15 protein-coding genes are annotated in these 17,251 nt (G+C 63.8%); 4 read left to right on the top strand and 11 right to left on the bottom strand.

Translation table 11 applies throughout. The annotated features are described in order from the left end of the window. Window positions 1–93 precede the first annotated feature (93 nt). The 7 genes from ACTIL2_RS13495 to argH are packed head-to-tail and all read right to left on the bottom strand — an operon-like array spanning window position 94 to window position 7,123. On the bottom strand, window positions 94–1,428 hold the full coding sequence (locus tag ACTIL2_RS13495; protein WP_442337991.1) for an MmgE/PrpD family protein: 1,335 nt from the start codon (window positions 1,426–1,428) through the stop codon (window positions 94–96). Beyond that, a complete protein-coding gene (locus ACTIL2_RS13490) occupies window positions 1,425–2,291 on the bottom strand; it encodes a polysaccharide deacetylase family protein (protein ID WP_442337990.1) in 867 nt (288 codons plus the stop codon). The genes ACTIL2_RS13495 and ACTIL2_RS13490 overlap by 4 nt, the downstream gene beginning before the upstream one ends. Beyond that, window positions 2,288–3,142 carry a polysaccharide deacetylase family protein gene (locus tag ACTIL2_RS13485; protein WP_442337989.1) on the bottom strand — a complete coding sequence of 285 codons (855 nt, stop codon included), beginning with the start codon at window positions 3,140–3,142 and terminating at the stop codon, window positions 2,288–2,290. Before ACTIL2_RS13485 ends, ACTIL2_RS13490 begins: the two co-directional genes overlap by 4 nt. Beyond that, window positions 3,139–3,999 (bottom strand): ABC transporter substrate-binding protein, encoded by an 861-nt coding sequence (locus ACTIL2_RS13480; protein ID WP_442337988.1) that lies wholly within the window; start codon window positions 3,997–3,999, stop codon window positions 3,139–3,141. Before ACTIL2_RS13480 ends, ACTIL2_RS13485 begins: the two co-directional genes overlap by 4 nt. A gap of 12 nt (window positions 4,000–4,011) precedes the next feature. Continuing rightward, complete coding sequence (locus ACTIL2_RS13475) at window positions 4,012–4,791, bottom strand: amino acid ABC transporter ATP-binding protein (protein WP_442337987.1); 780 nt, start codon at window positions 4,789–4,791, stop codon at window positions 4,012–4,014. Then, a complete protein-coding gene (locus ACTIL2_RS13470) occupies window positions 4,788–5,678 on the bottom strand; it encodes an amino acid ABC transporter permease (RefSeq protein WP_442337986.1) in 891 nt (296 codons plus the stop codon). Before ACTIL2_RS13470 ends, ACTIL2_RS13475 begins: the two co-directional genes overlap by 4 nt. Beyond that, window positions 5,675–7,123: an argininosuccinate lyase gene (gene argH, locus ACTIL2_RS13465; protein WP_442337985.1), complete on the bottom strand. Its 1,449-nt coding sequence runs from the start codon at window positions 7,121–7,123 to the stop codon at window positions 5,675–5,677. Before argH ends, ACTIL2_RS13470 begins: the two co-directional genes overlap by 4 nt. Window positions 7,124–7,266: 143 nt before the next feature. Here argH and ACTIL2_RS13460 point away from each other — a divergent pair, with 143 nt between their 5' ends. The 3 genes from ACTIL2_RS13460 (at window position 7,267) to ACTIL2_RS13450 (ending at window position 10,900) form a co-directional block, all read left to right on the top strand. Beyond that, window positions 7,267–8,025, top strand: coding sequence for a GntR family transcriptional regulator (locus tag ACTIL2_RS13460; RefSeq protein ID WP_442337984.1), 759 nt, complete (start codon window positions 7,267–7,269; stop codon window positions 8,023–8,025). Window positions 8,026–8,059: 34 nt separating this feature from the next. Further along, window positions 8,060–9,439, top strand: coding sequence for a pyridoxal phosphate-dependent decarboxylase family protein (locus tag ACTIL2_RS13455; RefSeq protein WP_442337983.1), 1,380 nt, complete (start codon window positions 8,060–8,062; stop codon window positions 9,437–9,439). 381 nt (window positions 9,440–9,820) lie between these two features. Beyond that, the gene (locus ACTIL2_RS13450) at window positions 9,821–10,900 is read left to right on the top strand and encodes a GDSL-type esterase/lipase family protein (RefSeq protein WP_442337982.1); all 1,080 of its coding nucleotides are present in this window, start codon (window positions 9,821–9,823) and stop codon (window positions 10,898–10,900) included. Here the strand turns inward: ACTIL2_RS13450 and nagA are convergent. Genes nagA through ACTIL2_RS13435 form a run of 3 tightly spaced genes read right to left on the bottom strand, consistent with a single transcriptional unit; the run spans window position 10,893 to window position 15,026 of the window. Further along, window positions 10,893–12,071 (bottom strand): N-acetylglucosamine-6-phosphate deacetylase, encoded by a 1,179-nt coding sequence (gene nagA / locus ACTIL2_RS13445; RefSeq protein WP_442337981.1) that lies wholly within the window; start codon window positions 12,069–12,071, stop codon window positions 10,893–10,895. The two genes, ACTIL2_RS13450 and nagA, sit on opposite strands and share 8 nt — an antisense overlap. A 2-nt stretch (window positions 12,072–12,073) precedes the next feature. Next, window positions 12,074–12,859: a glucosamine-6-phosphate deaminase gene (nagB, locus tag ACTIL2_RS13440; RefSeq protein ID WP_442337980.1), complete on the bottom strand. Its 786-nt coding sequence runs from the start codon at window positions 12,857–12,859 to the stop codon at window positions 12,074–12,076. 19 nt (window positions 12,860–12,878) lie between these two features. Beyond that, the gene (locus ACTIL2_RS13435; protein ID WP_442337979.1) at window positions 12,879–15,026 is read right to left on the bottom strand and encodes a PTS transporter subunit EIIC; all 2,148 of its coding nucleotides are present in this window, start codon (window positions 15,024–15,026) and stop codon (window positions 12,879–12,881) included. Between the two features lie 210 nt (window positions 15,027–15,236). Here ACTIL2_RS13435 and ACTIL2_RS13430 point away from each other — a divergent pair, with 210 nt between their 5' ends. Further along, window positions 15,237–15,911, top strand: a complete 675-nt coding sequence (locus ACTIL2_RS13430) for a GntR family transcriptional regulator (protein WP_442337978.1) — start codon at window positions 15,237–15,239, stop codon at window positions 15,909–15,911. A 17-nt stretch (window positions 15,912–15,928) separates the two neighbouring features. On the opposite strand, the gene ACTIL2_RS13425 is transcribed toward ACTIL2_RS13430, so the two are convergent. Further along, the coding region (locus tag ACTIL2_RS13425; RefSeq protein ID WP_442337977.1) for an aldehyde dehydrogenase family protein at window positions 15,929–17,251 on the bottom strand (1,323 nt) is incomplete at its 5' end.

Below are 17,251 nucleotides of genomic sequence, written 5' to 3'. Positions count from 1 at the left end.
CGGGCCGAGAGTGCGCCTGGACAAGCGTGGATTCGAGATGAAGTGAGCCTCCGGCCTATTGAGACGTCCACTTACCCGCGGGAATGCATTGACTCAGTTGTTCGACCACAACCTGGGCAACGGCTCCATGGGTCCGGGGCCCAGGCTGTCAACGAATTCGATGACGGACTGGGCCCGATCCGTACCGATGTGTGGCCCGGTAAGTCGCCGGAACTTCTCCGTAATCTCCTCCGAGGTGAAGGGATCGGTTTCACCGCCGCGGGCGGTACTCCGGGTGACTACGTGTTCCTGTTCGCCCAAGCGGACCACGACCCGGATCGTTTGTGGGGTCGGCATGTTGTCTGACTCGACCACGGTGATGAGCTCAAGCACCCGCGCCACCTCAGAGGAGGCGAAACGTTCGAACGAGTCGGGTCCCAGCGTGTTTCCCAGAAGCAGGAGGGCGAGGGAAATCGGCAGGCTCATTCGCGCTGATTCTACGGTCCTCGGGGACTCGGGGCAGATCATCGGCCGCAGAAACGCCGATACTTCGATCCTGATTCCCGTGATCGAGGAGGGCTCCACATCACCACGTCGCAACAGATCCAGCACACCGTCGATCGCAGGATGGGCGCTCCGGCAGGCCGCGTACATCTTGATAGCGGAGTGGGAGAACTCCCACCGCGTCCCCAGGGAGTCGACTAGTTTGTGCGGTTGGGATTCCGGGGTGCCGTGGGTGCGGAAGTACCCGCCCCAGACATCATCGAAGATCCCGGAAGGGCCGGTTGCGCCAGCTTTCGCCAGGACAGCCGACTGGTACCCCGCGCCAGCCGCGTTGCCCACATGGAGTTGCTTGGTCATCGATCCATCGCCCGAGAAAGCCCACGTTCCCGCGCTCGAGCTTGCCGCGATTGCCAGGGCAGAGGTCGTTTGGATCGAATCCAGTCCCAACATCCGTGCGGAAGCGGCTGACGCAGCAAAGACCCCGCATGTTGCTGTTGAATGCCAGCCGGCGGAGTTGTGCGCGTCGTAGCCACCGAGGGCACTCTGCACCCGCCGACCGACCTCGTAACCGGCGATCATTGCGGTGAGGAGGTCATAGCCGCTGGCATCACAGTCGTGGGATGCCGACATCAATGCAGGAACGACCACCGCTCCTGAGTGATCACACCCCTCGGTGTCGTCGATTTCCGCTGAGTGCACGGCTACCGCGTTCACGCGAGCCGCAGACGACGGTTCTCGGGGACTCCCATCGACAAGGAGGGGGACTGTGCCGGGAACAGCGAAAACCTCGGCGGCAATTCGCGTCGGCTCTCTGCCGTCCCCCACGATGCCTGCCCCAAGGGTGTCGAGCAGGTGGTCCCGGGCCTTGTCGGTCAGATCGGACGGTACGTCACCGAGTTGCAGTGTGCTGACCCATCCGCCGAGCTGACGGGCGAGTACCGTCATCGATTCTCCACCGGTGCCAGCTCGGTGAACAGTGCATAGGGATGAGCGGGATCGTCGCCCTGGGTCGTCTGAAGCTGGTAAAGCTCGTCGAGGGACGCGAACCAAGCGCTGCCCATGGCCTTCACACCTGTGAGGAAGGAGCGCAGCATCCTTGCCCTTCCGGGGAAGCCCATGACCTCAGAATTCAGGCGGAGGTGAACAAGGGTTCCGTATCGTTCGGCACCGCGGACCTCGTGCCACCAGTTCGCTTCGACGAACTCAAGCGGGGTGATCCGTGACTGGCCCGGGGGAAAGGGGGGGTCCAGGTTGTATCCGAGATACTGCTGGTCCTCCAGTTCGTACCGGAAGGGAATCTCAATCAGGCCACTGCCCGTCAGGTGGAAGGGAAGTTCATCCGACGGTAGTGATGAGGACCAGAGGAAACCGGCGTCCCCCATGGCCTCGGGGAAACCGCTCGCCCATTCCCCTCCTGGAGTCCGGAACCCTTCAGCGGTTGCTCCGGTGATCGACTCGAGCGTCGACCGGGCCACCGTCATCTCTTCGATCTGCTGCTCCAGTGAAATGCGGTCGAAGTTGAGGTGATGGTGCCCGTGGACGCCGATTCCGTGACCAGCGCCGTGAACGGCAGTGACAAGTTCCGGGTATCTCTCACCGATTGCCCCCGGGAAAAACCAGTGCGCCTTCATCCCGATCTCGTTGAGCATGCGGAGCAGACGGGGAGCGCCATGCTCGGGCCCGTAGAGGCCCGACGACCGGGACTTGTGGCGGTCAATGTTCTCACTGTCCTCCGCCAACAGTGGAAGATCTCCGTCGACGTCGACGGACACTGTGACCGCAAAGGACGCTGTTTCGGGCCAGATCATTGCACACCTCCTGCTGTGGATCCTTCATGTTCGGCGATGACCTCATCGGCACGCATAATGCGGACATCGTTGCGGTCTGTGAGATTTCCGATGAACTCGTCCATGAGGACGGCCCGTCCGGGCGTACCGATCACCTTGGGGTGCCAGATGGTTGACACGGTGAGGCCTTCCTTCGCAGCGGCGTCAATTTCGTCCCTCCAACTTGCGAATGCCTGAGTGTACGGTGCAATCCGGTCAAGCCCGCGGGGGAAGTTCGGGTCGCGGTGGTAGGCGAAGACCGAGTAGTCGTCGAACAGTGACTTCGCTGGTATCTCGTACAGCGGGGCATCAGTGCGGAGGTACGGCAGGTCGCCGCTGCGCATCGAACTGGAGTAGGTGTACCCATGGTCGGCAAGGAGCTGTGGGGTCTCCGGCGCCAGGTCGCCCGAGGGTGCGCGGAAGCCGAGGGCATGTTGTCCGAGTACGTCCCGGAAGGCCTTCTGGCTCCGGCGCAGTATGTCCGCCTGGTCTTCGTTGGTACGACCGTAGAACATCTCGTGCTTGTCCCCGTGACCGGCCATCTCGTGGCCTTCCTCGAGGATGCGGCGGCAGAGATCCGGCCAGGTGCGGAGAACCCAGGCGGGGGTGAAGAAAGTGGCGCTGACGCCATGCGAACGGAGCACGTCGAGGATCCTCGGGACAGCCCGGTGCGGTCCGTAGGCCCCGAGCGTGAAGTAGCCGGGTCGGCTCCAGATCTTTCCGCTGACCATGGAATCGCCGGTGGGCCCGTCGAAGTCGAAGGCCAGGATGACACGTGCACCTCGGCCGGTAGAAATGGTGCTGTCTATCTTGTCGTCCACGTTGTACCTCATTCAGTCACCTCATTTACCACGGGCTCTCTCAGTCCGTCCGTCAGGTCCCACTCGTCGAGAATTGCTTCGGTGGTCCCGTCGTCGTACATCTCCTGGAAGGCATCACGCACTGCCTCGGCCAGCGCCATGTTTCCCTTGTTGACGGCAGCAGCAAAAGGCTGGTCCATCAGTTGATCCAGGACGATCTGATACTTGCCTGGCTCCTCCTGTTCGAAGTATGCGAGGTTTTCACCTCCCTGTACAGCCAGTTGAGCGCGCCCCTGATCCAGCTGCAGGCGAGCCGCTGCCCCGGAGTCGGTACCCACGATCTTCAGAGCTGGATTGCCGTTGTCGGTGCACACATCAGTGTTGAACGTCTGCAACTCCGGGTAGTAGTCGGTCTTCGTGCTCACTGCGACGGAATTGCCACACACGTCCTCCGGTGTGGTGAACTGGCCGGACTGGTCAGGTGTGGTGTAGAAGCGTGCCTGTGTGGTGTAGTAGTCGACGAACTCCAGGGTCTTCTGTCGTTCGACCGTGTCGGACATGCCAGAGATGACGATGTCCACGCGGTCGGTTCTCACGGAGTTGATCAGCTGGTCGAACTTCGAGTGCTCGAAGTCGACCCGGAGGTCCATCCGGTCCGCTGCCTCGGTGATGAGGTCAACGTCGGAACCGATCAGCTCGCCGTTCTCCAGGTACTCCAGTGGTGGGAAGTCCGGTGACAGCCCGACGGTGAGGACATCATCCTCGATGGTGCGAACCTCTCCGTCCTCGGTCCCGTAGTCCGGTTGAATTACGCAGCCGGCAAGTGACAATGCGGTGACCGTGCACGTGGCAAGCACTGCCAGTGGTTTCCGCTCCGGTTTCGTCCTCATGATTGTCTCCTCCTACAGGACGCGGGACAGGAACGCGCGGGTACGTTCATGCTGGGGATTGTCAATGACCTCGGACGGAGGCCCCTGTTCGATGATCTTGCCGTCATCCATGAACACCACGCGGTCGCCGACCTCACGCGCGAAACCGATCTCGTGGGTGACCACCAGCATGGTGAGGCCGGCGTCGGCGAGCCCCTTCATGACGTTGAGAACGTCATCGACCAGCTCAGGGTCGAGGGCGGATGTCGGTTCATCGAACAACATGAGTTCGGGTGACATGGCGAGAGCGCGGGCAATGGCGACACGTTGCTGCTGGCCGCCGGACAACTGTCGCGGATAGGCGTCGCCGCGATCACCGAGTCCGACCTGATCCAGCAGATCCTGTGCAGTCTTCTGCGCGTCCTGGAGCTTTGTCCCCTTGACGAGGGTCTGTGCGTGGGTGATGTTCTTCATCACCGTCATGTGTTCGAAGAGGTTGAACCGCTGGAAGACCATTCCCATGGTCGCGCGTTGGACGGAGATCTGATCCTCCTTGAGTTCATGCAGCAGGGCCTCGTCCTTCGTGTCCTTGCGGTACCCGATGACCTGGTCTCCCACGTGGACGAAACCGGAGGTCGGGGGTTCGATGAAGTTGACGGCACGAAGCAGGGTGGATTTTCCCGAACCGGAGGGGCCGAGTATGCAGACGACCTCGCCCTTCTCAATGTCCAGGTCGATTCCTTTGAGAACCTCGCGCAACCCGAATGATTTGTGGATGTCCTGGAGCTTCACGAGTGACGTTGTCGTGTTCACATTTTCCTCCTGAGGGTTCCGAAGATCTTGGTGATCTTCTGGATCGGTGTCGGTGGAAGCTCGGCGGTCGTGCTTCCCCGTGCGAAGTACCGCTCGATGTAGAACTGGCCGATCGAGAGGATGGAGACGGCGATCAGGTACCAGATCGCGGTGACGATCAGCAGCTCCATGATGAGATTGTTGACGAGGTAGATGTGCTGGGCCTCGTTGAGGATCTCGGACGCACCGATCGCGGAAGCCAGGGACGTGGTCTTGAGCATGCCGATGACCTCATTCCCGATGGGAGGGAGGATCACGCGCATGGCCTGGGGAAGGACAATGGTCCGCATGGTCTTCGACCCTTTGATACCCAGGGCTTTGGCCGCTTCTGTCTGGCCTTCGTCCACCGACAGGATTCCTGCCCGGACGACCTCCGAGGTGTAGGCGGCCTGGTTGAGTCCGAGGCCCAGGATTGCCGCGACTGTCGGCGTGACCAGGTCAACGGTCCGGCTCTCCACGAGTCCCGGGATACCGATGATGGGGAAGATCAGTGCGATGTTGAACCACAGCAGCAGCTGAAGATAGACCGGGGTGCCGCGGAAGAACCAGACGTAGAGCCAGGAGATCCCCGATACCACCGGATTCGTCGACAGGCGCATGACGGCGATGAGCACGCCCAGGACGATCCCGATGGCCATCGAGACCACGGTGAGGAATACCGTTATGGCGAATCCGGTGAGGATGGTCTTTGCAGCGAAATACTCACGAACGGTTGCCCAGTCGATGGACGCCTGAACGAATGCGAGGACGACCCAGGCAAGGACGGCGATGGTGGCGATGCCGGCGATGTACCGGCCGATGTGCTTGAGTTTGACGATCCTGTATGCGGGTTGTTCTGTCACGGTCATTGGATGTGTTCCTCTGTTCGGAATGTTGCATTGGCCGTATCGACCTCTGCCCTGAGCCGCGATCGCTGCTCATCCTGTCTCTCCGGTGCAGTTCCGTTGGGACCTGACCTGCGTGCCAGAGCGGAGGGCAGGGAGAGCCGCGCGAGGACGGCGCCGGTGATGCGCGGGTCGATTGCGGCGAGATCGCTGAGTTCGAGGTCCTCGATCCCGATTCCCCGCTGTTCGCACTCCGTGACGGCACGTCCGGTGATGTCGTGTGCCTCGCTGAAGGGAATTCCCTGTTCGGCGAGCCAGTCCGCCAGCTCCGTGGCGAGGGTGAATCCCTGGGCCGCCTGCTGTTCCATTCGCTCCGGGTCAAGCTGCATGGTCCGCACGAACCCGGTGATTGCAGGCAGGACCTCGTCGAGAACATCGGATGTGTCGAATACGAAGTGCTTGTCCTCGAAGAAGTCCCGGTTGTAGGCGAAGGGGGCAGATTTCATGACCGTGAACATGCCCATGAGGTTCGACTGGAGCCGGCCCGCCTTACCGCGGGTGAGTTCGGGGATGTCGGGGTTCTTCTTCTGGGGCATGATCGACGACCCAGTGGAGAAGGCATCGCTCAGCCGGATCCAGCCGAACTGCTGTGAACCCCAGAGGATCAGTTCCTCCGAGAGTCGTGAGAGGCTCGTTCCAATAGCTGCGCCCGCGTAGAGGAAGTCGATGACATGGTCGCGACTGCCGACCGCGTCGACGGAGTTGCCGACGACGTCGCGGTAGCCGAGCTCCCTGGCCATTTCCCGTTGATCGGCATGGAAGGTACTGCCGGCCAGGGCTGCCGCACCCAGCGGCGAAAGAGAAACGGCCTCGTGCGCGGCACCCAGTCGGCGAAGGTCACGGGCCAGAACCTGGGCGTGGGCGAGCAGCTGGTGGCCGAAGAGCACCGGTTGCGCCGGTTGGAGGTGGGTGAACCCGGGGACGACGGCAGCCCCGGCATCCTCGGACCGCGCAATCAGCGTGTCAATGAGATCCGTGACCTGTGCGGCAATCTCCCTGGTCCGGCGTCGAAGCCAGAGGCGAAGGTCGTTGGATGTCTGGTCATTGCGTGAGCGTCCGGCGCGGATCTTTCCTCCGACCGGGCCGACCTTTTCGATCAGTAGGCGTTCAAGGTAGCCGTGGACATCCTCGTCGGAGTTGGAGGGGGCTATCTGTCCCTGTGCGTGTTCTGCCCCGATCTCCTGGAGAGCGGTAGTCAGTTTCGCGCGCTCATCATCGGTGACGACACCGCAGCGGCGCAGTTCACCGAGATGGGCGATGGACCCTGCAATGTCTTCCGGGGTTAGGTCGAAGTAGCGCTGGGGGGAACGGGAAATTCGTTCAAGCGCGGGGTTTGGCCCGTCGGAGAACCGGCCTCCCCACAGCTTGCCGTTGTCGTGTGCGCCTGCGGCGCCGGAATAGTCGGACAATGTGGTGTCCTCCTCGAGTGGTGGGCGGCGTTGCCGAACAAGTCGAATTGTCTGACAATCGGTAAAAATCAGTGAACACGACACGGTGTACCCTTGCAATAGGAAGAGCGACATATTGTCTGACAATTTGCAGAGAGGTAACAGTGACGCCGGGATCGGAGAAGGACACAGCCAGCAAGACTGGCCGGTCACGTGTGGTTGTCGGACAGAAACCCCGGGGAAGGCCAAGTGTCGCGGAGGGGCCGCCAACTCCGAGGCTGGTCGCTGACAAAGTCAGGCAACTCATTCTGGAGGGAGAACTTTCTCTGGGGTCGCCGGTCACCGAGAAGTGGATGATCGCGCGATTCCAGGCCTCACGTGCGGCGACGAGGGAAGCGATCGGACTTCTCGTGTCCGAACGCTATCTCGTCCAGGAGCCGTACAAGAGTGCACGTGTTCGCTCGTACTCGCCCGCCGAAGTTGCCGAGATCCTTGAGGCACGCGGGCTCCTCGAGGGATTCGCCGCCGACAACTGCCCCCGAGCTTCCGAGGCTGCCAGAAGTCGATTGAGGATGGCCTTCGGGAAGTACGCCGACACATCGGTGCTGGACAGTCCAAGTGCGACCGCAATGGCGCACGTGGAGCTCCACGTCGCGATTGTGGGCCTCACCGATAACCGGGAACTGATTCTCGCCGAACGCGATCTCATGATCGGTTCGATGTTGTTGATCGACCGGATCAACTGGAACCTCCAGGACGGGGACAAGATGCACAATGAGCACCTTCGCCTCGTCGATGCGCTGTTGGAACCTGACGCCGACCGCGCGCGATCCCTTACTGACGGTCATCTCAGTCTGCTTGGAGGAGCTGCCGACAATGAACTGCCAGGCACCGCAGACCAACTTGCACAACGAGCCCGCTAAACAACGTCATCTCCCAATGAACGGATGATTACAGATGGAAACCCCCGATCACGACAGAATGCATCGTGTATCTGACGAGACGCAGAACATCGTTGACCAGGTACTCGACTACTCCCGGCGGAGAATACTCGCGGTGGACACGCCACTGGACCACCCCGCGGCCGAGGCTGAACTGAAACGACTTGCGGGGACCACCATCAATGAGGCCGGAATGGGGGCCCGCCGCGCCATCGGAGTCTTCGAGCACATACTTGCCCCGGCATGCATCACGACGGACCATCCCCAGTTCCTGTCATTCATCCCCAGTGCCCCGTCCAAGGCGGCCATCGCATTCGACCTGGTGGTGTCCGCCAGTGCACTGTACGGCGGATCCTGGCTGGAAGGGGCAGGGGTGGTCCACGCGGAGAATGAGGTTCTCCGGTGGTTGGGCCGCGAATTCGGCATGCCCGCCAGTTGCGGCGGGGTGTTTGTTCAGGGAGGGACCATCGGTAATCTCTCCGCGCTGGTCGCAGCACGAGAGACCGCCAGAAGCGAGGTTGGTTCCCGGGATCCGGAACGCGGTCGGTGGGTGGTCATCTGCAGCGCCGAGGCGCACTCGTCCATCGCCTCGGCCGCGGTGGTCATGGATATCGACGTGATCGGGGTTGCCACGGACAACGATGGCGTACTGCGTGCGCCCGCTGTACGTGAGGCGCTGGAGGAGAACGGAGATCGTGTGATAGCCGTCGTCGCCACCACGGGATCCACCAATTTCGGGGTGATCGACGATGTCGGGCGCATCGCTGAACTCAAGAAGGACTTCGACTTCTGGCTCCACATTGATGGTGCGTATGGCCTGTCTGCCATGCTGTCGCCATTGGCTCGGCATCGTTTCGCGGGGGTCGAGTTGGCTGACTCTGTGATTGTGGATCCCCACAAGTGGCTCTTCGCCCCTTATGACGCCTGCGCACTGATCTACCGTGACCCTGAAACCGGTCGCCGCGCACATACTCAGCATGCCGAGTACCTCGACACCCTCACTGAAGCCAGCGAGTGGAGCCCCTCGGACTATGCGGCACAGCTGACGCGCCGGCCCCGAGGTCTCCCACTGTGGTTCTCGCTTGCGACCTACGGTGCTGGTGCGTACAGGGAGGCCATCAGTTATTCGATTGAGCTGGCGCAGCAGATTGCCACCGAGATTCGGTCGCGCACGGGATTCACTCTGCTCAGAGATCCACAGCTGTCCGTTGTGGTCTTCGAGCGGGACGGATGGGAGCGCGCCGACTACGACCGTTGGTCCGATCGGCTGCTCACGGAACAGCAGGCATTCATCGTCCCCAGTTCCCATGCTGGCCGACCCAATGCCCGGTTCGCCATCGTCAACCCGCAGACCACGTTTGAGCAGTTGACGGCGATCCTGGACACCATGGAGTAACTCTTCGTGAACCTCGTCCGAGGGAATCATTTCATGATGTCCCACATCACACTATGGCCAACTGTGTATCCTGAATCACAGTTCGGCGATGCGGCCAACGTCTCCTGTGGCCGCCAGTGAACGAGATGAGGTTGACGGATGTCGTTGATGCACAGTCTGCTCCGGTGGCGCACGAAGGCGATCGCAGCTTTCACCGTATGTGTGAGCCTGGTGTTCACCGTGGCGCTGTCATCGGTGGCGCACGCGGGGGTGGCAAAACCTGAAGAACCTGGTGAGCAGCACTACGTTGCCTCGTGGGCCACGAGTCCAACGGATTCCGTGACGCCGGTCGACGCGAACTTCGGGCCGACGCCGACGGTGGTCAGGGACCAGAGTTCCCGAATGACCGTCACCCCGCACATGGGTGGGTCGAAGGCCAGGGTCACGCTGTCGAACAGGTACGGGGTCTCGCCTGTCACGTTCGGACATGCCACGGTGGGCAAGCAGGTCTCGGGGGCGACCGCGAATGACATCGTCCCGCTCACCTTCAATGGTGCCGGGGCCGTGACGCTACAACCCGGCGAGGAGGTCGTGAGTGACGGGGCCGGCCTGGAGTTCACCTCGTTCGAACCACTCCTGGTCAGCGCGCACGTTGATGGAGTCGCAGGACCTCCGACCCAGCATTGGAACGCCAACGCGACGTCGTACCTGTCCCCGCCGGGGTCCGGTGACAGAACCTCGCAGGCGTCAGGTGACGGGTACACGATCAACACCGGTGCGTGGAACTACGTGACCGGTCTCGACGTCGAGGCCCCGTCGGACGCGGGAGCGGTCGTGGCGTTCGGTGACTCAATCACCGACGGGTTCGTCGGGTCCAGCAGGATCCCCATTCCCGCCCAATCGAGCGTGAACGACACGGACCACCGCTACCCGGACGCGCTCCAGCGCCGAATCGACGCGGCCGGAGCCCGGACGTCGGTGGTGAACGCGGGTATCGGCAGCAACCAGCTCCTGGTCAGCGGCGAGCCTCTGTTCCTGGGGGCCGCGGGAGTGGACCGGTTCAAGCGGGACGCACTGGACCTCCCCGGGGTTTACGGCGCGATCGTCCTCATCGGCATCAATGACCTCGGACTGAACCCGTTCGTGACCACGGAGAAGATGATTGACGGGTTCAGGAACCTCGTTCAGCAGGCCCGGGACAGTGGGAAGAAGATCTGGCTCGGGACCATCGCTCCCGCGTCGGACGCCCTGGTGGACGGCACCCTGCTGGCGCCGGAGAGTAACCGGATCCGCACGGAGATCAACGACTGGATACGGAGCCAGGACATCGCAGACGGCTTCATCGACTTCGATGCTGCGCTGCGTGACCCCGGGGATCCTGCAGTTCTCCGGGCGGACTACTCGAGCCCCGACCGGCTGCACCCCAATCCGGCCGGGTACCAGGCCATGGCAGATGCGGTTGACCTCGCAATGATCACGTAGGGGACCGCACCCACTCGCCCGCACGGAGAACCCCTGTGACCTCCGCCGAGGAATCGAGGACAACCAGATCGGCCCGTCCGCCCGCGTGAAGTCCGACGGTCCCGAAGCCCATGGTGCGCGCCGGGGTCACGGAGGTCTGGCGGACCGCCTGCAGCAGCGCGGCGTCAGCGCCGGTGCCGGAGTCCGGACCGGTCCCTGCAGCGACATTGTTCGCCAATGCGAAGCGGAACAGCTGGTCCATCGTCGCTGTACTACCCGCGATGGTGTCGGAGCCGGCAACATGGGCGATGCCGTCCACCACGTCCACCGCGAGGCTGCCCAGACTGTAGTTCCCGTCGGACATCCCGGCGGCGGCCATCGCATCGGTGACCAGGGCGACCCGGTCGGTCCCGACCCGTTCGCAGACATTGCGGTACACCGCCTCGTGCAGGTGCACACCATCCCCGATCATCTCGACCACGACCCGGGGGTCCTCCACCAGTGCGGTGACCGGCCCCGGTTCGCGGTGGTGGATCGGACGCATCGCATTGAACAGGTGCGTGCCCACCCGCGCTCCGGCGTGAATGGCGGCGAGTGTCTGGGAGTACGTCGCATCGGTGTGCCCGACAGCAACCACCACGCCGGCATCCACGAACTGCCGGATTGCGTCGGTGGCACCGTCGATCTCCGGGGCGATGGTGACCATCCGGATGGCCCCGTTCCCGGCGTCCAGCAGTCGGGCGATCTCGGAGCCGTCCGGACGCCGCAGGGCAGAAGGGTCGTGGGCTCCGCACTTCAGCGCCGACATCCACGGCCCCTCCAGATGGATACCCGCGACCAGTCCGTCCTGAGCCTGGTCGGCGAGGACGGACACCTCACGCAGCAGTTCCCCCGGGTGCGCGGAGACCAGTGAGGCCATGATCGTTGTCGTCCCGTGGTGGGCGTGGGCGGAGACCGCGGTCCCGGTGCTGTCCCGGGTGGCATCGGGGAACGCGCCACCGCCTCCGCCGTGGACGTGCTGGTCAACGAAGCCGGGCACGACCGTGACCCCGCTGAGTGCCTTGTCGCCCTCGGTGAGGGGACGCGGCGGGGCACCGGGACCGAGGTCCCGGACCGTTCCGCCCGCAACCTCGAGCCAACCGGGTCGCAGGACCGAGTCACCGGTGACCAGGGTGTCCACGGTGACGAGCATGCTCACAGCCCCTGCCATGTGGGCTTGGCCGCGTAGGTCTGCCGGTAGTAGTCGGCCAGCTGCAGACGGCACGCGGCGGCCTCGTCGATCAGCACGCTGACGTGTGGGTGGTGCTGCAGGATCGTGGCCGGCCACAGGGCGCTGACCGCCCCCTCGGCGAGCTGGTGCACGGCCTCGGCCTTGTTCTTTCCGGTCGCGGTCAGGACAATGTGGCGGGCCTCCATGATGGTGCCCAGTCCCTGGGTCAGGCACTGGGTGGGGACGGCGTCGAGGTCATCACCGAAGAACCTGGCGTTGTCGACGCGCGTCTGCCGGGTCAGGGTCTTGATGCGGGTGCGTGATGCCAGGGAGGAGCCGGGTTCGTTGAAGCCGATGTGACCGTCCGTCCCGATGCCCAGGATCTGCAGGTCGACTCCACCGGCGGCGGCGATGCCGGCCTCGTAGGATGCGCAGGCGGTGGGGATGTCGGACGCCAGTCCGTCCGGCCCCCGGACCGCGCCGTCGGCGAAGTCCACCCGGGAGGTGAAGCTGTCGCGGATGACGTTGGCGTAGCGCTCCGGGTGCTCGGCAGGCAGACCGACGTACTCGTCCAGGGTGAAGGCGCGTGCCTGCGCGAAGGAGATCTCCCCGGCGTCGTAGCGGCGGGCCAGGTCGTCGTAGATCGGCAGCGGCGAGGATCCTGTCGCCAGGCCGAGGACGGCGCCCGGTTTGCGTCCGAGCAGGTCGGCGATGGTTCCGCCGACGAGTTCCCCGGCCTGCGCGGCGTCGGGGAGGATGATGATTTCCATGGGTGGTCCTGAATCTCCTCTAGCGCTCGACCGTGAAGAACGGCTGGGTTTCGGTCACCGCGGCGTCCGGTGCGGTGAGTGCGGCGATGTGGGCGTCCTTGGCATCCATTATCACCACGGGAACGACAGTGGGGGTGTCCGTCGCCGCGACGGCCGGCACATCGTAGGTGATGATCGGCTGGCCCTGTTCGACCTGCGCGCCCTTCGCTGCGAGAAGGGTGAACCCCTCGCCCTTGAGGTGGACGGTGTCGATGCCGAGGTGGACCAGCACGGCCGTCCTGTCCGGGGTCAGGATCGCGTAGGCGTGCGGCATCAGCTGCATGAGTTTGCCGCTGACCGGGGCCACCGCCGTGACCGTGGCCGACGGGGGCTGGATGGCGTAACCGGGTCCGACCTGGCTGGAGGCGAAGGCCTTGTCCGGGACATCCGCCAACGGGACAGCGGTGCCGGGGATGGGTGAGCTGATCAGGGTGGCGTGCGGTGTCTGATCCCCTGCAGAGTCTGACGACAGTGCCTCGGTTGCTGAGATGGTGCGGTTGATCGGACGATAGCCCCGTGCGCCGTTGCCGACGACGGGTGAGAAGTCCGTGTCCGGCCCGACGGTGGAGTCGTTGAGGAACGAGGGGTTGTCGATCACGGCATTGATCTCGTCCTTCAGGACGTCGGATTGGGTACCGAAGACCGCCTGCACGTTGTTGCCGACCTCCATGACGCCGGACGCGCCGAGGGCCTTGAGCCGGTTGTGGTCGACGGAGTTCTTGTCGGCGACCTCCATGCGCAGCCGGGTGATGCAGGCATCCACCCCGACGAGGTTGCTGCGTCCCCCGAATGCGTGGATGAGTTGTTCGGCGCGGTCGGTGTTGACGCTGTCGATGGCCGCGTCGCCCGTCAGCGCATCCTGAGTCTCCTCGAACTCGTCATCCGGCAGGCGCCCCGGCGTGCGGAGGTTCCATTTGGTGATGACGAAGCGGAAGAGCACGTAGTACAGCGCAGCGAATGCCAGACCGAGACCGACGAGCAGCGGGATGTTCTGCGCCGCTGGTGCCGTCCCGTAGAGCAGCAGGTCCACCAGTCCCGCGGAGAAGGAGAAGCCGAGGTGGATGTCCAGCACATTGGCGATGGCCAGTGACAGACCCGTGAGTACGGCGTGCAGGACATACAGGGGGAACGCCAGGAACATGAAGGCGAACTCGAGGGGTTCGGTGATGCCGGTGATGAAGGCTGTCAGACCGGCGGCACCGAAGACGCCTGCGGCGACCTTCTTCTGTTTCGGCTTGGCGACATGGATCATCGCCAGGGCAGCTGCGGGCAGGCCGAACATCAGGATCGGGTAGAAGCCGGACGTGAGGGCGCCGGCGGTGGGGTCCCCGGCGGCGAAGCGGGTCAGCTCACCGGTGACCAGACCGTCCGAGCCCTGGTAGTCGCCGTGGATGAACCAGATGAAGGTGTTGATGATGTGGTGCAGGCCAAGCGGGATGAGCATGCGGTTGGCGAAGCCGTAGACGAAGGCACCGATCGCACCGGAACTCGTGATGAACTCGCCGACGCTGGTCAGCCCACTGTTGAACGCCGGATACAGGTAGGCCATCCCGAAACCGATGAAGAGGGTCGCCAGGGAGACGACGATGGGGACGAAGCGGCGCCCGCCGAAGAAGCCGAGGTACGTGGGCAGCTCGATGTTGTGGTACCTGGTGAACAGCCATGCGGTGATCAGGCCAACGATGATTCCTCCGAACACGCTGTAGTCGATCATCACCTGCTCGCCGTCCACGTCGGTCATCCCCTCGAGGACAACGGGGGACATCGTCTCGAACACGGACGTCATCACCAGGTAACCGGCAACGGCGGCGAGCGCGGTGGAACCGTCGGCCTTCTTCGCGAAGCCGATGGCGACACCGACGGCGAACAGGATGCCGAGGTTGTTGAACAGGGAGTCGCCGGCGGCGCTCATGGCGTCGAAGAACGGTCCGATGACCGGGACGTCGAAACCGCCGAGCATGTCGTCCTGCCCGATGCGCAGCAGGATGCCGGCGGCCGGAAGCAGGGCGATGGGCAGCATGAGGCTCTTGCCGAGCCGCTGGAGTTGGGCGAAACCCGGGATGCGAAGACCCTTGCGCTTCTTCGTTGCTCCGGGTTGTTGACCTGGGGATGTTGTGGACGTGCTCACGGGAGGCTCCTCGTGTCATGGGGTGACGGCCGCGCCGGGGACGGCGACTGTCTTGACCGTGGTGCCAATATTGGACTAGACCAATCCTTTGCGCAAGAGGTTTCGGTGGGGAATCCTGGTTGGTCTACACCAGTTCCGGTACCGTGGGACCGTCCCTCCCGGGACATTCACACGCTGGAGGCGGCCATCACTATCCCCAAGTACTACCTGGTGAAACGGGAGATTCTCGACGTTATCGAGGATCTGCCGACAGGCGCCGTGATTCCCACCGAGCGGGAACTCGCCAGCACTCTGGGGACGTCCCGGACCACGGTGCGCCAGGCCATTTCCGAACTGGTGGCGGAGGGTCGACTGAACCGGGTCCAGGGCAGGGGGACGTTCGTCGAGAACCCGAGGATGATGCAGTTGCCGCATGCGTCGTTCTCGGCGAACGCGGTGGCGGAGGGGATGACGGCGGGACGCATCATCCTGGACTTCCGGTGCGAACCGTCCCACGGGGTGGTCAATGAGAAGCTCGGACTTCCGGACGGTTCCCCGGTCAGCCGGCTTGACGTGTTGCGCACTGTTGACGGTGAACCGTTGGCGCACGAGACCGTGCACCTTCCCGGTGACCTGGCCGGGCTGACAGACGAGCTGACTGAGGGGGACACCCTCTATGAGGTGCTCCGGGAATCCCACGGCATCGACATCGTGTCCGTGGAGGACGTGGTGGAGACCATGGTGTCGACCGACCCGGAGGAGGCGCGCCTGCTGGGGCGTCATCCCGGGATCCCGCTGCTGGTGATCCATCGGACGGCTTTCGATGCAGGAGAGCGGCCGGTGGAGTGGACGCGGTCGGTGTTCCGCGGTGACCGCTTCAGTTTCGTGTCACGGCGGAGGCTCTAGGCCGAAGGAGGAAACTCCTACTTCTTCACCGACAGCAGCCGCTTGTTCACGAACTCGTCCATGCCCAGCGGGCCCAGCTCGCGGCCGTAGCCGGAGCGCTTCACGCCGCCGAAAGGCATCGACTCGGTGTCCGGGGTGGACTGGTTCACACCGGTCATCCCGGCCTCCATGCCTGCGGCGAAAGCCTCGGCGCGACCCTCCTCCACGGCGAACACCGTGGAACCCAGTCCGTACTGGGTGTCATTCGCCAGTGCCAGTGCCTCCTCGTCCGAGGACACCTTGTACACCTGTACCACCGGGCCGAAGAACTCCTCGTAGTAGATCTCGGAGCCGACCGGGACATCGGTGAGCACCGCAGGGGAGACGAAGAACCCGCCGGCCAGGTCACTGCCGGCCTCCGCGCTAAGTCGCTCGCCGCCGACGTGCAGCGTGGCACCGGCGTCGACGGCTTTGCCGATCTGCGACACGATCTTGTCCGCGGCGGCCTCCGAGGACATCGGGCCGAAGGCCTTCTCCGCGGTGATGTCCTGGATGTCCGCCGGATCGGCGGCGGTCAGGTCACCGACCTGCACCACGGCCTCGTTGACGAACTCGTCGTAGAGGTCCTCGTGGACGATGATGCGCTTGTTCGAGTCGCAGGCCTGCCCGGTGTTCTCCAGCCGGATGGCCAGTGCATCCCGTGCCGCCGCACGCGCGTCGGCGGACGACAGGATCACGTAAGGGTCGGAACCGCCGAGCTCGAGCACGGCCTTCTTCAGCGCCGCACCGGCCTGGGCGGCGACGGCAGCGCCGGCACGCTCGGAACCCGTCAGGGACACACCCTGCACCCGCGGATCCTCGATGATGGTGCTCACCTGGTCGTGGGTGGCGAAAAGGTTCTGGTACACACCCTCGGGAACCCCGGCGTCCGCCAACAGTGAGGCAATGGCCAGTGCGGACTCCGGCACGGACTCCGCGTGCTTGAGCAGGACCGTGTTCCCCAGCATCAGGTTCGGCGCCACGAAGCGGGCGACCTGGTAGTAGGGGTAGTTCCACGGCATGATGCCGAGCAGCACACCGACCGGACGGCGCTGCACGACGGTGCGGGACTCCTCTGTGTCCTCCAGGACGAGGTCGGCGGTGAGCTTCTCGGCGTTGTCGGCGTAGTAGCGGAAGATCTCGCCGCTGAACTCCGCCTCGCCCACGGCTTCACTGTCGGGCTTGCCCATCTCGCGGGTGATGATCGCGCCGAGTTCCTTCTGGCGCTCGATGAACAGGTCAGCGACCTTGTTCACGATCTCGGCACGCTCGGCGACGGTCTTGGCGCCCCAGGACTTCGCGGCGTCCTGCGAGGCGTCGAG

Source organism: Corynebacterium sp., from assembly GCF_052107835.1.
Lineage (GTDB): Bacteria > Actinomycetota > Actinomycetes > Mycobacteriales > Mycobacteriaceae > Corynebacterium.
This window is presented reverse-complemented; position numbering and strand designations above follow the sequence as displayed.